The 19,901-nt window shown below is 60.8% G+C and carries 24 protein-coding genes and 2 pseudogenes; 13 read left to right on the top strand and 13 right to left on the bottom strand.

From position 1 onward, the window contains the following. Window positions 1-203: 203 nt before the first annotated feature. Window positions 204-734: a BA14K family protein gene (locus tag V8P77_RS31390; protein WP_335916145.1), complete on the bottom strand. Its 531-nt coding sequence runs from the start codon at window positions 732-734 to the stop codon at window positions 204-206. Window positions 735-1,384: 650 nt separating this feature from the next. Between V8P77_RS31390 and V8P77_RS31385 the strand changes: the two genes are divergently transcribed. Continuing rightward, window positions 1,385-1,975: a hypothetical protein gene (locus tag V8P77_RS31385; protein ID WP_335916143.1), complete on the top strand. Its 591-nt coding sequence runs from the start codon at window positions 1,385-1,387 to the stop codon at window positions 1,973-1,975. Between the two features lie 48 nt (window positions 1,976-2,023). On the opposite strand, the gene V8P77_RS31380 is transcribed toward V8P77_RS31385, so the two are convergent. After that, complete coding sequence (locus V8P77_RS31380) at window positions 2,024-2,914, bottom strand: LysR family transcriptional regulator (protein WP_335916141.1); 891 nt, start codon at window positions 2,912-2,914, stop codon at window positions 2,024-2,026. A 104-nt stretch (window positions 2,915-3,018) separates the two neighbouring features. On the opposite strand from V8P77_RS31380, the gene V8P77_RS31375 reads away from it, so the two are divergent. Together V8P77_RS31375 and V8P77_RS31370 are read left to right on the top strand one after the other, a co-directional pair. Further along, a complete protein-coding gene (locus V8P77_RS31375) occupies window positions 3,019-3,888 on the top strand; it encodes an SDR family oxidoreductase (protein ID WP_335916140.1) in 870 nt (289 codons plus the stop codon). Window positions 3,889-3,927: 39 nt separating this feature from the next. Further along, window positions 3,928-4,401: an SRPBCC family protein gene (locus tag V8P77_RS31370; RefSeq protein ID WP_335916138.1), complete on the top strand. Its 474-nt coding sequence runs from the start codon at window positions 3,928-3,930 to the stop codon at window positions 4,399-4,401. A 176-nt stretch (window positions 4,402-4,577) separates the two neighbouring features. Here V8P77_RS31370 and V8P77_RS31365 read toward each other — a convergent pair whose 3' ends face one another. Further along, window positions 4,578-5,270: a type 1 glutamine amidotransferase domain-containing protein gene (locus V8P77_RS31365; RefSeq protein ID WP_335916137.1), complete on the bottom strand. Its 693-nt coding sequence runs from the start codon at window positions 5,268-5,270 to the stop codon at window positions 4,578-4,580. Window positions 5,271-5,391: 121 nt separating this feature from the next. Between V8P77_RS31365 and V8P77_RS31360 the strand changes: the two genes are divergently transcribed. Further along, on the top strand, window positions 5,392-6,324 hold the full coding sequence (locus V8P77_RS31360) for a LysR family transcriptional regulator (RefSeq protein ID WP_335916136.1): 933 nt from the start codon (window positions 5,392-5,394) through the stop codon (window positions 6,322-6,324). Between the two features lie 77 nt (window positions 6,325-6,401). Continuing rightward, window positions 6,402-6,761 (top strand): VOC family protein, encoded by a 360-nt coding sequence (locus V8P77_RS31355; protein WP_025393619.1) that lies wholly within the window; start codon window positions 6,402-6,404, stop codon window positions 6,759-6,761. Between the two features lie 85 nt (window positions 6,762-6,846). Here the strand turns inward: V8P77_RS31355 and V8P77_RS31350 are convergent, their stop codons facing one another. Beyond that, complete coding sequence (locus V8P77_RS31350; protein ID WP_221965332.1) at window positions 6,847-7,221, bottom strand: VOC family protein; 375 nt, start codon at window positions 7,219-7,221, stop codon at window positions 6,847-6,849. Window positions 7,222-7,463: 242 nt separating this feature from the next. Between V8P77_RS31350 and V8P77_RS31345 the strand changes: the two genes are divergently transcribed. Then, window positions 7,464-7,814 (top strand): EutQ-related cupin domain-containing protein, encoded by a 351-nt coding sequence (locus V8P77_RS31345; protein ID WP_335916130.1) that lies wholly within the window; start codon window positions 7,464-7,466, stop codon window positions 7,812-7,814. Window positions 7,815-7,942: 128 nt separating this feature from the next. On the opposite strand, the gene V8P77_RS31340 is transcribed toward V8P77_RS31345, so the two are convergent. The 4 genes from V8P77_RS31340 to V8P77_RS31325 all read right to left on the bottom strand — a co-directional run bounded on the left by V8P77_RS31340 (window position 7,943) and on the right by V8P77_RS31325 (window position 10,116). Then, a complete protein-coding gene (locus tag V8P77_RS31340) occupies window positions 7,943-8,563 on the bottom strand; it encodes a glutathione S-transferase family protein (RefSeq protein WP_335916128.1) in 621 nt (206 codons plus the stop codon). Beyond that, a complete protein-coding gene (locus V8P77_RS31335) occupies window positions 8,556-9,041 on the bottom strand; it encodes an SRPBCC family protein (RefSeq protein ID WP_335916126.1) in 486 nt (161 codons plus the stop codon). The genes V8P77_RS31340 and V8P77_RS31335 overlap by 8 nt, the downstream gene beginning before the upstream one ends. After that, a complete protein-coding gene (locus V8P77_RS31330; protein ID WP_335916124.1) occupies window positions 9,034-9,366 on the bottom strand; it encodes an ArsR/SmtB family transcription factor in 333 nt (110 codons plus the stop codon). Before V8P77_RS31330 ends, V8P77_RS31335 begins: the two co-directional genes overlap by 8 nt. A gap of 342 nt (window positions 9,367-9,708) precedes the next feature. Beyond that, entirely contained in the window at window positions 9,709-10,116 is a 408-nt protein-coding gene (locus V8P77_RS31325; protein WP_335916122.1) for a winged helix-turn-helix transcriptional regulator, read from the bottom strand. A 115-nt stretch (window positions 10,117-10,231) separates the two neighbouring features. Here V8P77_RS31325 and V8P77_RS31320 point away from each other — a divergent pair, with 115 nt between their 5' ends. Together V8P77_RS31320 and V8P77_RS31315 are read left to right on the top strand one after the other, a co-directional pair. Beyond that, window positions 10,232-11,080 carry an SDR family oxidoreductase gene (locus V8P77_RS31320; RefSeq protein WP_335916121.1) on the top strand — a complete coding sequence of 283 codons (849 nt, stop codon included), beginning with the start codon at window positions 10,232-10,234 and terminating at the stop codon, window positions 11,078-11,080. A 13-nt stretch (window positions 11,081-11,093) separates the two neighbouring features. Beyond that, a complete protein-coding gene (locus tag V8P77_RS31315; protein WP_373694624.1) occupies window positions 11,094-11,477 on the top strand; it encodes a DoxX family protein in 384 nt (127 codons plus the stop codon). A gap of 47 nt (window positions 11,478-11,524) precedes the next feature. Here the strand turns inward: V8P77_RS31315 and V8P77_RS31310 are convergent, their stop codons facing one another. Further along, window positions 11,525-12,763: a flavin-containing monooxygenase gene (locus V8P77_RS31310; RefSeq protein ID WP_335916117.1), complete on the bottom strand. Its 1,239-nt coding sequence runs from the start codon at window positions 12,761-12,763 to the stop codon at window positions 11,525-11,527. A 180-nt stretch (window positions 12,764-12,943) separates the two neighbouring features. Here V8P77_RS31310 and V8P77_RS31305 point away from each other — a divergent pair. The 4 genes and pseudogenes from V8P77_RS31305 to V8P77_RS31290 all read left to right on the top strand — a co-directional run. Continuing rightward, a pseudogene (locus V8P77_RS31305) lies at window positions 12,944-13,024 on the top strand (dihydrofolate reductase family protein); the annotation flags it as partial. 67 nt (window positions 13,025-13,091) lie between these two features. After that, a complete protein-coding gene (locus V8P77_RS31300) occupies window positions 13,092-13,454 on the top strand; it encodes an ArsR/SmtB family transcription factor (RefSeq protein WP_335916116.1) in 363 nt (120 codons plus the stop codon). Next, a pseudogene (locus V8P77_RS31295) lies at window positions 13,435-13,930 on the top strand (SRPBCC family protein). Before V8P77_RS31300 ends, V8P77_RS31295 begins: the two are co-directional and overlap by 20 nt. 167 nt (window positions 13,931-14,097) lie before the next feature. Next, window positions 14,098-14,580 (top strand): DUF695 domain-containing protein, encoded by a 483-nt coding sequence (locus V8P77_RS31290; protein WP_335916114.1) that lies wholly within the window; start codon window positions 14,098-14,100, stop codon window positions 14,578-14,580. A gap of 138 nt (window positions 14,581-14,718) precedes the next feature. Here V8P77_RS31290 and V8P77_RS31285 read toward each other — a convergent pair whose 3' ends face one another. Next, the gene (locus V8P77_RS31285; protein ID WP_335916113.1) at window positions 14,719-16,650 is read right to left on the bottom strand and encodes an adenylate/guanylate cyclase domain-containing protein; all 1,932 of its coding nucleotides are present in this window, start codon (window positions 16,648-16,650) and stop codon (window positions 14,719-14,721) included. 445 nt (window positions 16,651-17,095) lie between these two features. Here V8P77_RS31285 and V8P77_RS31280 point away from each other — a divergent pair, with 445 nt between their 5' ends. Further along, complete coding sequence (locus V8P77_RS31280) at window positions 17,096-17,566, top strand: hypothetical protein (protein ID WP_170268341.1); 471 nt, start codon at window positions 17,096-17,098, stop codon at window positions 17,564-17,566. A 132-nt stretch (window positions 17,567-17,698) separates the two neighbouring features. On the opposite strand, the gene V8P77_RS31275 is transcribed toward V8P77_RS31280, so the two are convergent. The 3 genes from V8P77_RS31275 to V8P77_RS31265 all read right to left on the bottom strand — a co-directional run bounded on the left by V8P77_RS31275 (window position 17,699) and on the right by V8P77_RS31265 (window position 19,784). Continuing rightward, window positions 17,699-18,277, bottom strand: a complete 579-nt coding sequence (locus V8P77_RS31275; RefSeq protein WP_335916111.1) for a DUF308 domain-containing protein — start codon at window positions 18,275-18,277, stop codon at window positions 17,699-17,701. Window positions 18,278-18,492: 215 nt separating this feature from the next. Next, window positions 18,493-19,122 (bottom strand): hypothetical protein, encoded by a 630-nt coding sequence (locus V8P77_RS31270; RefSeq protein ID WP_168258113.1) that lies wholly within the window; start codon window positions 19,120-19,122, stop codon window positions 18,493-18,495. Between the two features lie 71 nt (window positions 19,123-19,193). Then, complete coding sequence (locus V8P77_RS31265) at window positions 19,194-19,784, bottom strand: TetR/AcrR family transcriptional regulator (protein ID WP_168255397.1); 591 nt, start codon at window positions 19,782-19,784, stop codon at window positions 19,194-19,196. Window positions 19,785-19,901: the final 117 nt, after the last annotated feature.

Here is a 19,901-nt window from a genome sequence, read left to right as displayed (position 1 = left end):
GGCTCGTGTCGGCGCCCGGAGTCGCGTCAAAGCAATGGATGGCCGCTTTCCGTCCGACGCAACAACTGCCTCTATGAGCGACAAGGGGCGCATGCCTGATGTGGCAATGGCTTCGCCTGACCGGAACCGCGGGTATCGCCTTCAGTCCGGAAAATCGCGCCACGCTTCAAACGGCGAGCACCCAGGCATGCGCGCCGCAATCATCAATAGGGCGAGATGCACGCCCGTCGCGGACCGTAATAGGGCTGGAACGTGTTGTCGTAGGCCCTGTAGGACCGGTAGCGGGCATAGCACCAGCGCGTATGTCCGTTGCCGCCACTATAGACCGGGCGGTAATAGCGCGGCGCGTAGTAGCGCGGACGGTAAATGGTCGACCCGTAGTAGCGCGGCGGGCCGTAATAGGGCGATCCGTAGTAGCCCTGGTCATAGTAGCCCCGACCGTAGTAGCTGGGGCCATAATACCTCGGGCCATAATACCGCGGCTGCGCCAGCATTCCGCCGATGATCGCGCCTGTCGCGAGCCCGCCGAGTGCCCAGGCCCAATCGTCGTTACGATTGCGGTATCCACGCCCTCGATAGCCGCCTCGGTATCCACCGCGATAATTTCTGTACTGGACCGGCTGCGCCTCCGGGGCTTCGATCTTCGGCACGGCAATGGTGGGAAACGCCATGGCCTGCGGGACGCTCGTCAGCGCCGTCACCAGCGACAGGATAACGATTGCTAACCTTTTCATTGGCTCATCTTTCCTTCGTAAGCGCTGCGCGACGCATGCGGCGCGCAAGGACGTTTCCGCCCTCTCGATGCACTGGTTAATTTTACCCTAAAATCGGCCTCGATTCGAGGAATTTCGCAGGAAGGCTTTTCTTCGACGGCGGGGGGGTCGCGGCGAAAGCACGCGTCCACCCTCCGTCATGTCATATGAGCCGCGTATTGGGCATGACGCGCAATGACATGATCGGGTTTATCGTCCGGGATGCGTGGGTTGCAGACCGTAGCTCTTGAACATTATTCCAGGTCATAAACCGCCGCGTTATCCTGCACATCAATGAATATGGGCAGTCGCCAAGGGCTTGGATGCGAGCTATAGCACCGCGACGTCCCTTCCGATGTTCGAAATCGCAAAAGAAAAATCTGGTCAAAGAAATATGACTGCATCCTCGGTGCCGACACCTTCGAGACCATTGCTGGTACTCTGCTTAATCCTGCTCTGCGGCTGGTGCTCTTTGATGGCAGGGATTTTTCTATGGTCAGTCCACCCGATCGCGTACTATAGTTGGGACCTCACCACTGTCCTTATGTGTTTGTTGTGGTTTTCGGGTCCGCTTATGGCTTTTGCCATTTCGGCCGGTTGCACTTATTCTGGGTCGACCGGCTTCTCGCTTAATGAAGCGAGCCGTTGCTGTGCACTTCGGGGTGAGTCTGGTTGCTGGTGCAGTGGGGTTGGTGACACATCAGTTTAATCCCGCCATCGGACTGTTTATGGTGCTCGCTGCGCTGGTTGATTTGCCGATCCTTGCGCTCGCGCCAGGCCGGATCGATAGCCAGAGGGCGGTCAAACTGCTACACATGGTGGTGGTCTCGTCGGTTGCTGGACCTATTGCGGCCCTATTTCTTTGGTCCGCCCTCAACATCAAGATTGTGGAGTGGCGTGCAATCGCGGTCGCCGGTTCGCATCCCTATTGCGTGCAGGTGCCCGAGGATTATCTCGGGCGGTACAAGGCAGTCACCCAACGGGCTGAATTAGCGGGTTTGACGATGCAGACACCGTTTACAAACGGCGGTGGGTCCAGCGACTACCAGTTCGCGTTTCACGCAGTGCTCGTGGTCAGGAAGGGTGGTGGGGACCAGTTCTACAATTGGTCCTACTTCGCCCAGAGCTTCGTCCCCGTTTCCGACCGTGCGAGAAAGGGACTCGCTCTTTTTCGCGCTGATTGTGAGCCAATCGTTGCTTTTTTCGACGAGCTTGATCGTTAGCGGTTGTCATGGAATGGTAGAAAACGCCCGGCTGGCAAAGCGCCGTCATCACCTACCAATATAGGCGGCCAGTTCCTCCGGCGTGCCATTGGGGAAGGCCTGTTTCAGAAAGTCGAGGAACGCCGAGACGCGCGCGCTGAGCAGCCGCCGGGAGGGGTAGAGCGTCCAGAGAGTGACCTCGGGGCCGTCGATCTCCCCCCAATTGACCAGAGTGCCGTCCGCCAGGTCGTGGCTCACCAGCGAAATGGGAAGACGTCCTGCACCGACGCCGGCGCGCACCGCATCGCGGATCGTGATGAGCGTCGACAAGGTGAGCACGGGTTCGATCCTGATCGTCGACCGGCCACCTGATGTCTTCACCTGCCATGTTTGCGCTTCGCTTACGCCGCGCGCGACGCCGGGCGCGGCGCGTCCGCCGGTCGGGCGGGGAAGGTCGGGGCTTGCCACCACCACCAGCCGGTCGCGCAGAAACGGCCGTCCGATCAGGCTTTCGTCGGGATCGGGATTGACCCGGATGACCAGATCGTAGCCTTCCTCGATCATATCGACGGACCGGTCCTCGCTCGTCACCTCAAGTCGCACCTCCGGATATTTGAGGGCAAAGCCGGCTGCGATCCGGCCCATGGCGGTCTGGGAAAAATGCAAAGGGGCGCTGATCCGCAATCTGCCCTTGGGTTTTTGACCGCCCGAGGCAATCGCCGCAGCCGTCTCGTCCAGTTCGGCAAGCAGCGCGCCGGTTCGCTCGAACAGCGCCCGTCCTTCCTCGGTGAGCTTCAGGTTGCGCGCACCCCGTTCAAACAGCCGCAGATCGAGGCTGCTTTCCAGCTCGGCGACGCGCCTGGACAATGTCGCCTTCGGCCGGCCGGTTGCCCTGGCCGCTTTGCCGAAGCCACCATGGCGGGCAACGAGATTGAAATCGGCAAGCGCAAGAAGATCCATGAGTGTTCCACCAGTGAGACGGTGCGTCTAAAATCGCTGCCTTTCGGGCTGCCAGTGAACCACACATATTCGAGGTGTCAAGCAACCCAACACGGAGAAAGACCATGACCATTCTCGTTACCGGCGCCACAGGCAATGTTGGCCGCCAAGTCGTCGAACACCTCGTCAAGCGCGGCGCCGATGTCCGTGCTCTTGTCCGCGACCCGTCGAAAGCCGAACTCCCGGCTGGCGTCAGCGTCGCCCAAGGCGACTTCCTCGACGTCGAGTCCCTGCGCAACGCCATGTCGGGCGTATCGACGCTGTTCCTGCTCAACGCCGTGGTGCCGGACGAATTCACCCAGGCTCTGGTCGCGCTGAATGTCGCCCGATCGGCTGGCATCGAGCGGATCGTCTATCTCTCGGTGATCCACGCCGACGTCTATGTGAACGTGCCGCATTTCGCCGGCAAGTTCGGGGTCGAGCGGATGATCGAGCAGATGAGTTTCAAGGCGACCATCCTGCGCCCTGCCTACTTCATCCAGAACGATCTGATGGTCAAAGACGTCATCACCGGCTACGGCGCCTACCCGATGCCGATCGGCGCCAAGGGTCTCGCCATGATCGACGTCCGTGATATCGCCGAGATCGCCGCCCTTGAGCTGCTGCGCCGCGAACAGGCTGCAGAGCCGCTGGCGCTCGACCGGATCAACCTCGTCGGTCCGGAGACACTCACCGGAAGCGATATCGCCGCCATCTGGTCGGACGCGCTCGCCCGCCCGATCGCCTATGGCGGTGACAATACCGAGGGCTTCGAGCATAATCTCAGGCAGTTCATGCCTGCCTGGATGGCCTACGACATGCGGCTGATGGGCGAGCGTTTCCTGACCGACGGAATGCTGCCCGAGACGGGCGACCTCGAACGTCTGACAAAGCTGCTCGGACGCCCGCTACGCTCCTATCGCGCCTTCGCTTCCGAAACTGTTGCTTCCGCCTGAGGCAAGCGCAACAGCGATCTGACCAAAAGGAGTATCATCATGATCTATTCGACCGCCACAGTTCCGGTGAACCCGGAAGGCGAAACCCCGTTGACGCGCGCCGAGGCCTGGCAGGGTCTGGAACGCAAGGCACGCGACGCCCGGCTCTTTCTTCCCGCTGGTCTCTGCACCCGCTGCGAGGTCGTGGAGGAAAGTCCGACCCACTTCGTGCGCGAGGCGACGATTGCCGGGCTGGATCTGCGCGAGATCATCACCCTGGAGCCGCAAGGCAAGGTCACCTTCTTCCAGGCGGCGGGCCCACGCGAGGGAGCGATCATCAATGAGCTCTTCGAGGACCAGGAAGGTCAGCTGCAGCTGCGCTTCTACTGCTATCTCGGGCTGCGCGGCAAACAGCCGAACGGTCCGGAAGAGCAGGCCGAGCAGGCACAGTTCGACAGCGAAAACGGCTACAAGGCCGCCTTGCTGTCGACACTGAAGCGAACCCGCGAACTGCTGGCAGAGGGAAAGCTCTAGCATCAAGAGAATCACAAACGACAGAGCGGCTGGTCATGGGTTTATCCCCTGACCAGCCGCCGTGTGTCAGATACTGGAGACCCTGAAGGGAAGAGTTTGAAACGCTTCTGCGAGGCTGAGCCAAGGCGTCCGGTTTTTCCCACCGGCGCCTTCGGCTTCATCGCCGAGCTTGTTGATCAGGCGGCCTTTCCCGCGGTCACGGCGGCGAGCAGGATGCCGGCGGTCTCCACCGAGGAACCGGGATTCTGCCCGGTGATGAGCAGGCCGTCCTGGACGGCATAGGACGACCAGTCGTCGCCGCTGGAATAGATGCCGCCATTCTGCTTCAACATGTCCTCGACCAGGAACGGCACCACTTCGGTCAGGCCGACGCCGTCTTCCTCGGAATTCTTGAAACCGGTGACTTGTCTGCCCTGAACCAGCGGCGTGCCGTCGGCGGCCTTGACGTGGCGCAGCACACCCGGTGCGTGGCAGACAAAGGCGACGGGCTTGCCGGCTTGATAGAGCGATTGGATGAGGGCAATCGAATTCCTGTCTTCCGCCAGATCCCAGAGCGGGCCATGGCCGCCCGGGTAAAACACGGCGTCGTATTCGTCATGGGAGACCGAAGCGAGCTTTACCGTCGCAGCGAGCACGGACTGCGCATCAGGATCGGCATGGAAGCGGCGGGTCTGGTCGGTCTGGAAGCCGGGTTCGTCGCTCTTCGGGTCGAGAGGCGGCTGTCCGCCCTTGGGCGATGCGACGGTGATGTCGGCGCCGGCTTCGAGGAAGGCATAATAGGGGGCCGCAAACTCTTCGAGCCAGAAGCCGGTCTTCCGGCCGGTGTCGCCCAGTTCGTCGTGCGAGGTGAGAACCATGAGGATTTTCATCTGGAGAGCCTTTCGAGACAGATGTGATCGGTTGCTTTCGATGAGGGGATCATGCCTCGGTGGCTTTCATTCTGGAAATTTATTTCTTTGATTTCAGTTATGTCTTCGGCAATATATCTGGATGAAGTACGACCTCAACCTCCTGCCTGTCTTTGTGGCGCTCATGGAAGAGCGCAATGTCACGCGCGCAGCCGAACAACTGGGCATGACGCAGCCGGCCGTCTCAAATGCCTTGAACCGCCTTCGCGAGACGCTGCGCGATCCGCTCTTCATCCGCGAGCGCTACGGTATGAAACCGACTGAAATGGCGGAGGCACTTGCTCCGGTGATCCGCATCGCATTGGCGAGCCTCGATGACGCCATTCTCGGCCAGCAGGCGTTCGATCCGGCGCGGGCGACACGACAGTTCACAATCGCCCCCAATAGCTACGTCGAGTTCGTTCTGATGCCGGTGATCGTGGCGCGGCTGCGGGAATGCGCGCCCGGGATCAGGCTGCGCCTGACGCCCTTCGGCAATGATTTGGCCGAGACCGGCGCGATATCAGGGGCGACGGAAATGGTGCTCGGAAGGATCGTAGAGCCGCCGGACAACATGGTCGTGCAGCATCTCATGGATGATGGGCTGGCCTGTGTCGTCCGCAGAGATCATCCCGAGATCACCGAAAGCATCTCCGAGGAACAGTATCAGCGGATGCGGCATGTCAACGTGCTTCCGCCCGGCCGGATGCGCGTCGGCCTGTTCCAGATGCTGCAGCAGGCCGGTCTCAGGCGCGACGTCTCGGTCTCCGTCACCCATTTCCTGGCGGTCCCGGAAATGGTGGCCGTCACCGACTATTGCGCGACACTGCCCCGGCTAATCTGCCATCGCCTTGCCCGCGACCCGCGCCTTAAAATCCTTCCCGCACCAGTCGATCTCGGCAGCTTCCCGGTCGAGCTGGCATGGCATGTCCGCTACCGAAACGACCCCGCCCACCGGTGGCTGAGGTCTTTGATATCAGAGGTAGCAAAAGAAGTCTCCGACGCTGCGGTGGCAGAAGCGATGGCTGGAAATTGAGAGCGCGTGTTTGCCCTCGGCGGTTGCACGCGTGCCCGATCGATTGCATTGTTGTGTTTCAAGATGAGGAGAATTCTATGCCGAAGGCCGTGGGAATCGGCGGTGTGTTTTTCAGGGCGGCGAACCCGGCCGGCCTGGCTGAATGGTATCAAAAGCATCTCGGTATAGACGACCTGCACAAGTCGGTATGGCAGCAGGAGGCCGGGATGACGATATTCGGGCCTTTCTCGAAGGACACCGACTATTTCGGTCGAGCGGAACAACAATGGATGGTCAATTTCCGCGTGGACGATCTCGACGGGCTGATCGCCAACCTGACGTCAAGCGGGATCGCGGTTGAAACACGGGACGAGTGGAACTCGGAGGTAGGCCGCTTTGCCCGGATTCATGATCCCGAAGGTAACCCAGTCGAGCTGTGGGAGCCGGCGCAGGGTTGAGGGCCGAATGGGTCGCTCCTGCATGTGAGCGAACGAAATTCTGCCCTCTGACCACGCTGTCCAGTAGGCGCAGCTGAAGGCTAACTCACTTCGTCGGCTGCGACCGCACGCTCAGTTTATTTCCGTCAGGATCGCGAAGATATGCGACGAATGACCCGTTCGGACGTTCGCTTGGCGGGCTCTCGATCGCTGTACCACCATGCGCAGTGCCGGCGGCATGCCACGCCAGAACATGGTCGGGGCTCGCGGCGGCGATACCGATAGTCCCACCGTTGGCTACGGTCGCCGGCTTGCCATCAATCGGTTTCGTGATCATCAGCCGACCACCCTCGTGGGCATAAATCAGCCTGCCTCTTGCATCCATCTCGCCGGGCTTGCCTCCCAATGCAGCGAACGTGGCGTCGTAGAAGTTTCTGGCCCGCTCCAGGTCGTTGCTTCCAATCATCACGTGGGTGAACATGCTTCATCTCCAGTAAGGTAGCCAATAGATCGGTTGCAAAGCGCCCGATTGAAGCGGCCCTGTTTTCCGTAGTTTCGCGACACCGCAAAATAGGATTTTTTGCGCGGGCCGCAATGTCCGCTGTGGCGCTTCTATGCCATGGCCGCATGCGGCGGAGCGCAATTGCGTGCCCGAGAATTCTATCATCCGTCTTGGCGCATCAATTCTCCGCCCTAGCTCTGCCCACGGCATGGAGGAAGACGATGAAGATGCAGAAATTCGCAATTACCGATGCGATCCTCGAGCGTTCCCCCGGACAGGAGGCAGACATCTCCGTCGGCAATCTGGTCGACGAGCGGCACGGAGGGCCGATCACCATCGGCTATGGGCGTTACGCGCCCGGCCAGAGCCTGACCGAGACGATTGTTGTTGACGACGTCATGATCGTTCTGGAAGGGCGGCTGTCGGTCTCGACGGACGGGGGAACGGTCACCGCCGGGCCGGGCGAAATCGTCTACATGCCCAAAGGTGAAACGGTGACGATCCGCTCGCATGAGGAGGGCGCGCTCACCGCCTATGTCACCTATCCGCATTGGCGCCCGGCGCACGCCTGAAGCGGAGCGCTTTTTCTCATTGCCTGTCGCGGCGTTTTTGCTGTGATATCAGCTGGCCGATCTCGATAAATTCACGTGCCGTTGCCAACGTTTCACCCCCCGCAAAAGGATGCTCCGCCCGTGCCCTCCTAGGCTGGGAAAGGGTTTCGCCACGCATCCAGTTCTTCAAGCCGGTCGTACCACGCTTGGATATGCCGAAACTCGGCGAGTGGAATCCCGGCGGCGGTTGCATAAGGAAGTGCAGCGGCCAATGCGAAGTCTGCCACAGTCAGTGTCTCCCCGACGGCGGCGTTGTTCTTGGCCAGATGATCGTCGAGCACGCGAGCATGGAGCCGAAAACTCGTCTTCGCATTTTCGATCACGGCGACGTCAGGCTCCCCGCCGAACAACGGCTTGATCAAGGTTTCAAACCACAGCGTTGCCCCGTGCAAGGTGAAGTGATTGGCATCCCAACTCAACCAGCGCAGCACGTCGATCTGGCGGTGGTCATGCGGCCAGAAATCCGATGCGACGCTGTCAGACAGCCTGCACATGATGGCGTTCGCTTTCCATAAAGTTCCGGCATCATCCTGCAGCACCGGGACTTTCCCGTTCGGGTTCAGCGCCAGGAATTCTGCGGTGCGCTGTTCTCCGTTTGCCAGGTCAACCCTGACGAACTCGACGTCGGCTTTCAGATAACGAGCGGCGGCGCAGGCCTTCCGGGGATTGAGCGTCTCGCAATAATAGAGCTTCATCGCCGCCTTACGCATGATCCGGCCCTTCGGATTCAGTCCCGAGAAACAAGCTCAATCGCTCGAAACTTTGCGCCCAGCCGTCTTCATGGCCCTCAAGGGACGATGCGCTATCAAATCCACTCTGCCGAAACGTCATTTCCGTGCCTCCGCCGCTTTCCCTGAATGTGATGGTGACAACTGTTTCCGGGCTATTTTCGCCGGTTGCGAGCTCCCAGGCATGTGTGAAGACAAGCCTGTGCGGCGGCTCGACCTCCAGATATTGTCCGCCGACCCAATGCTCTTCTCCATCTGGTGCGATCAGACAGGCGCGGTGTCTACCGCCGGGCCAGGCTTCAAGCCGATCGCCGACCGCCTTGAAACCGTGAGGACCGCACCATTGCGCCAACGCTTTTGGGTCGGTCCATGCTCTGAAAACCAGATCGCATGGGGCATCAAACCTTCGGACAAGAACCAGGTCGCGGGTATTGTTGGTGTCGGTCTCTGGATTAGTCATTTTCGTATCCTTGTACCTTGGACAGATAGTCATCGAGACGATCAAAGCTTTGATCCCAGAAGCGTCTGTAATCGGCGATCCAATCAGCAACCGTCTTCAACGCGGCCGGCTCGAGGACGCGCGGACGCGAAGTCGCTTCACGGCCGGAGCGGATCAACCCGGCCTGTTCCAGGACCTTGAGATGCTTCGATATGGCAGGCTGAGACAACTCGAAGGGATCAGCGAGTTCGGCCACCGTCGCCTTGCCGTTCGCAAGCCGCCCAAGAATTGCCCGCCTCGTGGGATCGGCGAGTGCGGAGAAAATCGCATCGAGCTTGTCGTCCATATATCACCATCTAGCTATATAGCCGTATGGATATATTGTGAGCAACGTAATGTCAAAGGTAATTTCACGGGCGAAATCACGGGACAAAACCAGTGTTGATGCGCACCGATCATGTCGGGATACGTCGCTGTTCCTGCTGCAGACCCACCCCGCGCTCCGTCCTCCTCGGGCTTGACCCGAGGATCCACTCTGGCCTCCTCAATCAGCAGCGGGCATGGATCCCAGGCTCAGGCCTGAGATGACGGAGGATGGCGCCAGCAACCACATGATAGTGCTTGGCTCACGCCTGTCGGTCAAAATGGGCTGCAAAGTGAAAACAGTTTCGACACGTGACGCGGCGAATTACTTCGCCGGCCCGCCATGTTCCTTGTCGTAGGCAAGCCGGGCCTGTTCCATGGCCGGGCGGTTCTCGAAGGCCCAGTCCGCAAGCAGCGTCAGCGGCGCGATCAATGACCGTCCGAGGTCGGTGAGTTCGTACTCCACCTTCGGCGGGATCGTCGGATAGGCGGTGCGAGTCAGCAATCCCTCGCGCTCGAGGCCGCGCAGGGTAAGCGTCAGCATCCGGTGCGAGACGCCGCCGATCTTGCGCATCATGGCGTTGAAGCGCATCGGGCCGTCCGACAGGGCGCCGACCGCCATGATCGTCCATTTGTCGCCGATCCGGTCGAGGATGTGGCCCATGGCGCGGCAAAGTTCGTGATCGTCGGCGCCCTCAGACTCCGGGAGCTCTTTCTGAGCGATAAGGTCCATTCTCATCCTCGGCAGGAACAAATCTGTTCGTGGCGCACCGAAATGTGCATTCTTGCTGAGATAGCCGATATCGATCATATCGTCACGTACATTTTGTTCGTAGAGAGGATATGACATGCAGATTGGTGTAAGCGGCGCCGGCGGAAAGCTCGGCAAGGCGGTGGTTTCAGAGCTTCTGGCGCGGGGCGAGGGACATGGGATCGTCGGCATTTCCAGGTCGCCGGAAAAGCTCGAAGGCGGCTTTGACAAGCGCGAGGGCGATTACGACAGGCCGGAAGGTCTGGTTCAGGCCTATCAGGGGCTCGACCGGCTGCTGATCATTCCGAGCGCCGACCTGCGGCCCGGCGTCCGCGGCGTGCAGACGAAGGCGGCGATCGACGCCGCGCTCAAGGCAGGCGTCGGCCAGATCTTCCTGGTGTCGGCGGCCGGCACGCGCGAGGCAGCCGTTCCCGCTCTCTACGAATCCTATTGGACGGCGGAGCAGGCGCTGATCGGGAGCGCTTCGCGCTGGACTATCCTGCGCATGAACTACTATGCCGAATCCATGCAGGAGGAGATCATGATGTCGAGCGAGCGCGGCGTTCTCGTCGGCCTCGGCGCCGAACGGGTCGCCTACGCCTCGCGTGATGATATGGCGGCCGCGCTGGCCGGCGCGCTGGTTAGCGACGGCCATTCCGGCGCGATCTACGATATGACGGGGCCGGAGGTCTTGACCGGTGAGCAGCGCGCCGCGATCGCCTCCGATGTTCTCGGCCGCCCCTTCAGCTTTGCGGTCATCGAGGAAGAACAGCTTCGCGCCGCCATGTCGCTCGCCGGCCTTCCCGATGTCGTGGTCGCCGCCATGGTCGATATCAAAAAGACCTTCGCCGCCGGCTATTTCGATGTGGTCACCGGTGACATCGAGCGCCTTTCCGGGCGCAAACCCCGATCGTTCCGCGATGTCCTCGCGGCGACACCGGTCTGAGGGGAGAATGCTTATGCGCAAATACGCCTATTGGATCAGCACCGGCCTGATCTCTCTGCTCTACCTCGCCTCGGCGACCTTTTACATCACCCAGGGCGACACCGTTCGTCAGCTTTTGGGCGCGCTGGGCTATCCGGCCTATCTGGTGCCGCTCCTCATCACCGTGAAGCTGCTCGGCGTCGCGGCCATCCTGTCGCGGGTGAATGTTCCGCTCAGCGACCTTGCCTATTCCGGCATGTTCTTCCACCTGCTGCTGGCGCTGTCGGCCCATCTTGCCGCCGCCGACTATGCCGGCGCACCGCCCGCCGTGGTGGGGCTGGTCGCGCTCGCCGTTTCCTTCCTCACCCAGAACGCGGCACGGGCGAGGGCCTCGCCCTACGCGCTGCCGCGGGCCTGAACGGCAGGCTCAAGGGCCGGGGCGACGGACGGTCCCGGCGAGTGCCGTCAGGCGTCCAAACGACGCCGGATATCGTCGGCCAACAGGGCTGCCTCCTCCTCGATTGCCAATATTGTGCCCGAGCGTCGCGAGATCGCGAAAGGCAGGCCGGCAAAATAGACGCCAGGGACGCTCGCGAACCCGTTCTCGTGCAATGGCTGGCCTTGTGCATCGAGCACATCAGGAACACGCACCCACCCGAAATCCCCTCTGAACCCAGTGCACCAGATCACCGTCGTGATGCCCCGCGCGGCAAGATCAATTGATCGGATTGGTGGATTCGGCAGAAGCGCACCAATAACCTCCGCCGGGTCCGCCTCAGCGCTTGGGGCATCGATCCCGTTGCGGGCGATATACTCGTCAATCAGGCTGCGAACCATAGCGGAGCCCTCGTCTGCATGGCGAACATGCTCTCCTGCATCGTCGCTGAACGAGAGGCAGCCGTCGTTAACGCCCGTGAGCCGGCCCAGCAGGACAACGCCTTGCGCACTGAGGGACTGCAGGCTGATCGTATGGAGCGCCCCTTGCAGCGGTCTTCCAGGGATCGGCCCCTGTTGAAGGATTTCTCGGCGCGTTACATCCATCCGTCCGCTCAGAACCAGCCAGACACTGATGTGACGACCTCGGTACATTCGGGGCAGCCGGCCGACCCGGCCCGTTGCCAGAAACACAGTTCGCCCCGCCTGGACCAGATCCTCGGCGATCTGGCCGCCCGACTGGGCGCTGCCGACCACCAATACGGCTCCGCTGTCGAGACCGGATGCATGGCGGTAGGCTGATGCATCAATCTGTTGGACTTCGGGTGGCAACAAAGCAGAGAAAGGCGGGCGCACCGGGCAATTCTGAGTGCTGCTCGCAATCACCACATTCCTCGCCCAAAGGGGGCCGCCCGGGATGTTCAGCCGGTACAGGCCATCGCTCGCAACAAGGTCGGTCACCGGCGTACCGGTTTCCACCGGGAGACCATGCCGGCCGGCATAGTCCTCCAACAGCGCGACAAACTCGCCGCTTGTCATTGCACCGTCGGGATCGGAGCCGACATAGGTATCCCCGGGCATGATGGTCTGGATGTTGGGTGTGTTTATCCGAAAGGAGTCCCAGCGCTGGGTCCGCCAGGTCTCGCCGATGCGACCTCGCTCCAACACTCTATGACGCAGGCCGCGTTGCGTCAGCGCATGACTGACACCCAGCCCCGCCCAGCCCGCGCCGACGACGACGGCATCAAGAATATCCGTTCCGTTCGTCATGACGTACCCCTCTGATTGTCACCCTATTGTACTTTGTGTAATCAGTAAATGGTCCGGTTTATACTATGGAGTTGCTCTCACGCATGGCAGAGCCGAAGACGACAGCACTTGGCGAGGCGATGACCAAGATGTCGCCTCTCGTGCTTGCTCCCTCGTCTCCCCGGCAGGTTCGGGAAAGCGCTGCGCGGCTTGGGGGCCGGCTGCACCGTCAAGGCGGAAACGTCACCGAGCGGCACCATCCACCTCACTTCCCAACGCTAGCCACTAGCTTGAAGCCGATCTCGGTCCCCTTGCGTGACGCCGATCTGCGTGCTAAACACTGAACTATATGGTTCAGTTTTCGACAGCTCGCCTTGATGCCTCCTTTGCCGCTCTCTCGGACGCGACGCGACGCGGCGTTCTGGAGCAGCTCGGCAGTGCCGATGCTTCGATCACGGAGCTTGCTGGGACGTTCCACATGACCCTCACGGGCATGAAGAAGCACATCGGCGTCCTGGAGCAGGCGGGGCTGGTGACGACGGAGAAGGTCGGGCGTGTGCGGACCTGCAGGCTGGGCTCACGCGGGCTCGAGGAAGAGGCGGCCTGGATCGAGGCGCGCCGCCAGATCTGGAACGCACGCTTCGACGCGCTTGATGACGTCATCGAGGCACTAAAACGGAAGGAGAAAGTCGATGGGGGACAGAGCGAGTAACGGCCGCACGGTGGTCGAACGGAGATCCGAGCTTGAACTCGTGGTGACGCGTACCTTCAACGGCCCGGTTCGCCTCGTGTTCGACGCGTGGACCAAGTCACGAATTGTTCAAGCTGTGGTGGGCGCCGAAGTCGATGGGCGTACCCCTTCTTTCCTGCGAGATGGATGTTCGCACCGGGGGCAGCTATCGCATCACGTTCGGACACGATGCCTCGGACGCCATGGCCTTCTTCGGCAAGTATCTCGAAGTGTCGCCGCCTTCGCGCCTCGTCTGGACCAATGACGAAGGCGGGGAGGAGGGCGCCGTCACCACGGTGACCTTCGAGGAAGAGGACGGCAGGACGCGGCTGGTCCTGCAGGAACTCTATCCCTCGAAGGAAGCGCTAGACCAGTCTTTCGTCGGCATGGAAGACGCGCTGCCCGAGCAGTTCGAGCAGTTGGATGAACTTCTCATCACGCTCGGCGCGAGCGTGTGACAGCCCAACTGAATCGGCCATGCCTCAGACAGGGACGAAACAGGGAATTGGTGTGAAGCTGCCGAGTGCGTTTGTCCGCAGTCGGCCCATATCGGACATATATTCTTGCTAAATTTTTGCTCCCAAATAAAACAAACAGCTCGCCTTGTTCGTCTCGGGAATTGCGCATGAGTCGCCTCACGAAGTTTTTTGCCGCAATCATCGCGTGGGTCGTGCCAATGACTGCGAACGCCGAAGACACCTACTTCACGGCTACCGGTCAAGAAGATGGGAAGGCGCTAATTTTTCGGAGCCTGAAGGCTGTGCCCGCTGGGGTGCATGAGGCCGATCTACCGAACCGGGTGATTATTCTTTGGCGCTATGAATCTGATTTGAATGGAATGCCAGATGCGGATGCCAACAGTGCGCAAATCGCATTGGAAGATGCTCTCATGCCTTTAGACGTGAACGAGATCGGCCGCCAAGTTCTCGTGGTTACCGGAAACAACCGCAAAGAGTGGCACTGGTATGTCAAGGATTTCGATAGCTGGATCGCTCAGCTTAACCAAAGGCTGGCAACGAGCGCTACCTACCCCATCAATATTTCGCACACCTACGAGCCACTATGGTCTTCATACAAAGATTTCTTGGCAGAGGTGAACGGCTTATAGCCTGAAAATGAGAACCATGTTCGTTGAACCCGATGTCCGCTTCTGGTGCAAAGCTGTCGTTGGCCCCAACTGCTCGACGACCGCAACCTGATGCCGCCGCCGACCTGCGCGGACTGGCAGGCGTCCACTTCTCCTCCTTCATTCCTGTGCCCTCGGGCTTTCCCCAACCAACTCCCATAAATCGACCTTCTCGGCTCGCCCCTTGACCTGCACGAGGCCCAGCGGGCGAAGTGTGAAGCAATCGGCGACAGCATCGTGGATGGCGGCGCTGACCAGGATCGACGTATTGAATTCCTTGTTCAATCCTTCCAGCCGCGAGGCGACATTGATCGTATCGCCCATGGCCGTGTACTGCTGCCTGGAAATCGCGCCGAAGCTGCCGACGACCGCCGGGCCGGTGTGCAATCCAAATCGGGTGATGAGCGCGGGACGGCCATTCTGGCGGTTGGCTTCATTCAACTCGTCGATCGCCGCTCTCATGGCAAGCGCGCATCGGCAGCCGTTTTCGGCATGTCTGACATCTGGAACAGGGGCGTTCCACATGACGAAAATGGAATCGCCGAGATATTGCACGACAGTGCCGCCATTGCGTTCGGCAATGGTGTTCAACAGTTCGAAATAGGCTGACAGCGTATCGACCACATCCTCTGGCGAATGCTGCTCGGATATGGTGGTGAAGTCTCTGATGTCGGTGAAGAGCACGGTCACATCCTGCCGCTGCGCCTTGACGGCGGTTCTGCCCTTGGGATCGATGATCCGTCTGACGACTTCACGCGGAACATAGAGGGCAAACTGGCTGATGGCATGGCGGCTTGCCGCCAGCGCGCTCGCCAGCGTGTTGATCTCCGATATGAAGGAATGGGAGGCACCTTTCTCGCCGACATCGAGATCGCCGATCCTGCGCGCCTCATCGGCCAGCCGATAAAGGGAGCGGCTGACCATGCGGGACAGCATCACCGAGGCGGCGACACCCGCGATCAGGAAGGCGGCCGCAATCAGGAGATTGTGCATCAGCAGCCGATTGGCCTCCGCCACCAGATCTTCCAGGGGCACGACGATTGCGGCGACGCTTCCCTTGAACAGACCGGACACACCGACGGGGGCGATCTGCAGGATCTGGCGTTCGCCATCGAGATCGATCCGCACCACGCCGCCGCTTGCAAAGGCCGGATCCCGCCTGAGCCTCGCCACCGTTTCGAGGCTCGTGTCGTAACTGTCTTTCGTCGTATCGACGGCAACGGCGCCATCGGCATTTTTCGACCATACGTCGAGAAGCCTGTTCATGATTGCCGGGTCGGAATGGGCGATCAGATCATCGGCGTCATCGATGATGTAGGCGCGCGCCCGCGGCGAAATCTCCTGCGCGTCCAGCAGCCGGCTGACAGTCATCAGGTGGATGTTGATGCCGACGACAACCTGATCGTCGTCTCTCATCGGTGCTGCGATCGTCAGCGTTGGAAGCTGCAGCGTTCCCGCAACATACGGTCCGACGGATACTTCCTCGCTGTGCTGGATGACGAATTGGTACCAGGGGCGTTGCCGCGGATCGAATGATGCATAGTCGACGTCACGCTCGGCGATCGGGCTTGCCTGGCGGTCGAGGAAGCGAAACGTCGATATGACGTCCGGGCCCTGTCTGCGTGCTATCGTGCGGATCGCGAAAGCCGTGCCATCGGGTGCTGCGAGGATCCGGCGGACATCCTGCCTTTGCGTGTTGATGAGCTGCAGATACGAGCCGTCAGGATAGCCGGTGTAGACGCTTGTCGCGTTGGGGACGTTTCTGAGAACCTCCAGAAAGAATTGCTGTTTCGCCGTGATATCCTGGGGCGGCGGGGAGGTGAGCTGCGGCAGGGTCGATGCCAGTGCCACCGCCTCGGTGCCGCCCTGCAGCGTATTGCGGTAGCCCTCGATCAGCCGCAGGCTCATCTCGCGCATCTGCTGCACGCCCGCACTGACGGCAGCATCGCTTCCTTGCCTAAACGCCAGCCAGATGATCGGCGTCGACGTGCAAAGCAGCGATGCGACGACCAGGACGCCGAGATGCAGTCTTAGGGGTTTGGACCAGTGCACGAGATTTCCCTCGAAATGCGGACACGTCTCAGCACACGAAGCATAGCCAACGATGGCAGCTAACTGCTTTTTGAAAACTTACACAAGGCGGTGTTAGCGGCCACACCGCCTCTGCACGTCTCGGCAAAACGAGATCGGCGACTGCGCAGGTATGGAACTCGCTTTTGGAGACCGCATCTCGATCATCAGGGGGCATGGATCCAGGCTCAAGGCAACTGCTGTCCGGTTGGCGCCAATGGCTGCCCCTCACCCTAACCCTCTCCCCGTAAAAACGGGGCGAGGGGACGTGGCAAACGCAACGTCGAGGTTGGGGGAAGCCGGTGCGGCATGTCCCTTCGCCCCGTTTACGGGGAGAAGGTGCCGGCAGGCAGATGAGGGGCTGGTCCGTTTCAGCCTCACGCAATCAACGCGAAATAGACATGCCTATGCATAAGGAAAGACACCGATGCCGAGAGTGATCCTGAACCCGCATGTGCAACTGTGCTTCACAGCAATTCTTGCTTTATTGGCTATTGGTCTAAGGCCAGCAGCCGGAACGCCGAAATGCCCTCCTCAGAATGAGCTGCTGGCGAAAGCGAAGATCGTGGTGGAGGCGCAGGTGAAATCGCTGTCGATCGGCGAATCCGGTTTCTTCCTGGCGGAAGGCGTACCGACGCGCATGATACGGGTGGATCTGGCGATCAAGAAAGTTATCAAAGGCAAATACCCCGGAAAGGAGGCAATCGTGTACGGAGCCCCGCTTCCTCCAGGGCCGTTAAGCGAGCTGACCATGATGGCGTTGATTGTCGGGCTCGGTGGCGACGACACCTTCGAATGGGAGCTTTATCGCCAAGAAATAACTGATGGTGTGGCGTTCTTTTCGATGAATGCCTGCAGCTATTACAAATTCCCAGTTTATAACGTTGGTCCCGACTGATCGATGGCTTCACATCGCAATCGACGCACGACGCGCCTCACCCACCATTCGTGAAATGACAGGCGACAAGTGGTCCTGGCGGGGGCCGACGCCGCCCGCCACGGCCTTGGAGATCTCGCTCTCCCGCTCGGCTCAGGCCCGCTTCCGCCGCATCTGCGTGACGCGTCGCCAGACGGCCGAGACCAGGAAATAGAAGGCGCCGAGGCCGGCATAGCCGGCGATGTTGGCGATGGACGGTGCTTCCGGCATTTGCGCCTGGGCGATGAAGAAGGCGCCTGCCACCGCGGATTGGCCGCCGCTGAGGATCATCGCCCACTGGCCGCCATCGGTCTTCCATCGCCGGACAGCGGTTCCAAGCTGCAGCAGGCCGGAAAAGATCGCCCAGAAGCCGAAGACGCCGAGGACCCAGTTCATGCTCATCGTCAGGGCGACGACCACGGCCGCTGTCGTCACCGCGCTGACGGCGACGTTGATCGCCTGGCTGCGGTTGTTTGGCAGGCCGCCGTTCCGAGCTGCATCGATGAGGTTGGCGGCGGCATCCCAGGCCGGGTAGAGGATCAGCAAACCCGCCGCGACGGCAAGCGACTGGAGCCCGGCCGTCAAGGCGGCGGCGACCCAGATGGCGGAAAAGGCTGCGCGGGTGAAGTAATAGCGCGTCAGCCACTCTTCCCTGTCGCCAGACGCGATGGTGGTTTGATCGGTGGTCATCATGATTTCTTTCCTGAATGTGATTGTGTTGGTCTGATAGGGGCGGCTCACCGTCATGAGCGGTGTCGTCCGTCATCGAGACTGGTTTTCAGCACCGCCGGCCTGCTGCCGCGACGACGTTCTCCGTCGTTCGAGTCCATCGGCTGCGGTCAGGCGACATTCCCTGGTAAATCGCCGGTCGAACCGGGGGGCGGCCCGGCCGACCGGCGACGACGTGGTCACATGGGCGGGACCACGCCATTTTTCCCGACAAGCACCTGATGGGCGAGGGGCCCCGAGGCAGCCTTTTCGGCGGGGATGAAGACGACGGCGCCGGGAACGAGATCGTCATTTGTGGCCGGAGCTATGGTCACGACGGGCGTGCCGTCCGGAATGGCGATCTTCTTTTCCTTGCCGTGATAGGAGACGGTGACGGTGCGGCCGTCGACGCCTTTGACGGCATCGGCCACGGTCGCGTTGGTCATGCTGCTGTTGGGCTTGAGGTCCCAACCGTAGCTGCCTTCACCGGCACCTTTCATCGCCGGCGGGAAGATCAGCACTTCAAGCGCGCCATCGCCGCCGCCTGCGCTGGGCAGCGATGCGATGCCGACGAAGTCGCCAGGCTTGATGTCGGTAACCGCGGCATTTGCGACGCTCGCCAGTTGCCAGCCGTCGGCAAGCGTCACATCGACGGTCTCTCCTTCGCGGGTCTTCACCGTGAGAACAGAGCCGCTATAGGTGACGATGCTGCCCCTGACATGAATCTGCTCGGGCTTCTGGTCTTCGGCCTGGACAGGCGCCACTGGAAGTGCCGCCGTCGCGATGGCGCTGAGCCCCAACACGAGGGCGGGGAGGATGGTCTTGATCATGTCGTTCTTCCTACTAGTTGGTAGTTTCGCTGAACGTGGTTATCGCTCCGGGCTATATTCCGCCCGGAACTTTATCGAGCGGCGGTCGGAGTGAGCCGCTGCAAGGTGGGGGCCAGAATGGTGGCGAAGACCTCCGGGGTCCCGTAAGCCCGGGCCGAGAGCATGGCGCCATGGACGGAGGCCATGAAGGCTTCAGCCTCGACGCGCGGTTCGCTCGACAGTTTCAAACTGCCGTCTTTAGCGCCGCGTTCCATCACCGAGGTCAGCCATGCCGAAGCAAAGCGGAAGAAAGCCTTGACCTCGGCTGCGACCTCCGGCGGCAACGCCGGCAGTTCGCTCGCCAGCAGGGCGCAGACGCAAAAAGGCCTGCTTGCATCCTCGATGCACTGGGCCCAGTGGCCCGCATAGGTTTGGAGGAGCGCCAGCGGATCCCGCACCTGCTGCTCCAGGCCCGCGATACCCGCCTCGGCATCTTCGCGATATCGCATGACAAGCGTGCGCACCAGATCGGTCTTGCTGGGAAAGTGATGATGGATGCTGGCCTTGCGGATCCCGACGACGGCAGCAATATCGGCATAGCTGAAGCCGTTATAGCCTCCGTTCATGATCAGGGTTCGGGCGGAGGCCAGGATCTCGTCGGACGTCGTCAAAAGATTGCTCATAGTCGTCATCTACCTTCCAGTAGGAAGGCTGTCAACCGGAAACAGATTTTTTGCCGTCACCGGTCGTCGAGACGGTGACAGGCTTCACTTTGACTTTGGTGAAAATGATGGCGGCAT

It is taken from the genome of Rhizobium aouanii (assembly GCF_037002925.1).
Classification (GTDB): Bacteria; Pseudomonadota; Alphaproteobacteria; order Rhizobiales; family Rhizobiaceae; genus Rhizobium; species Rhizobium aouanii.
This window is presented reverse-complemented; position numbering and strand designations above follow the sequence as displayed.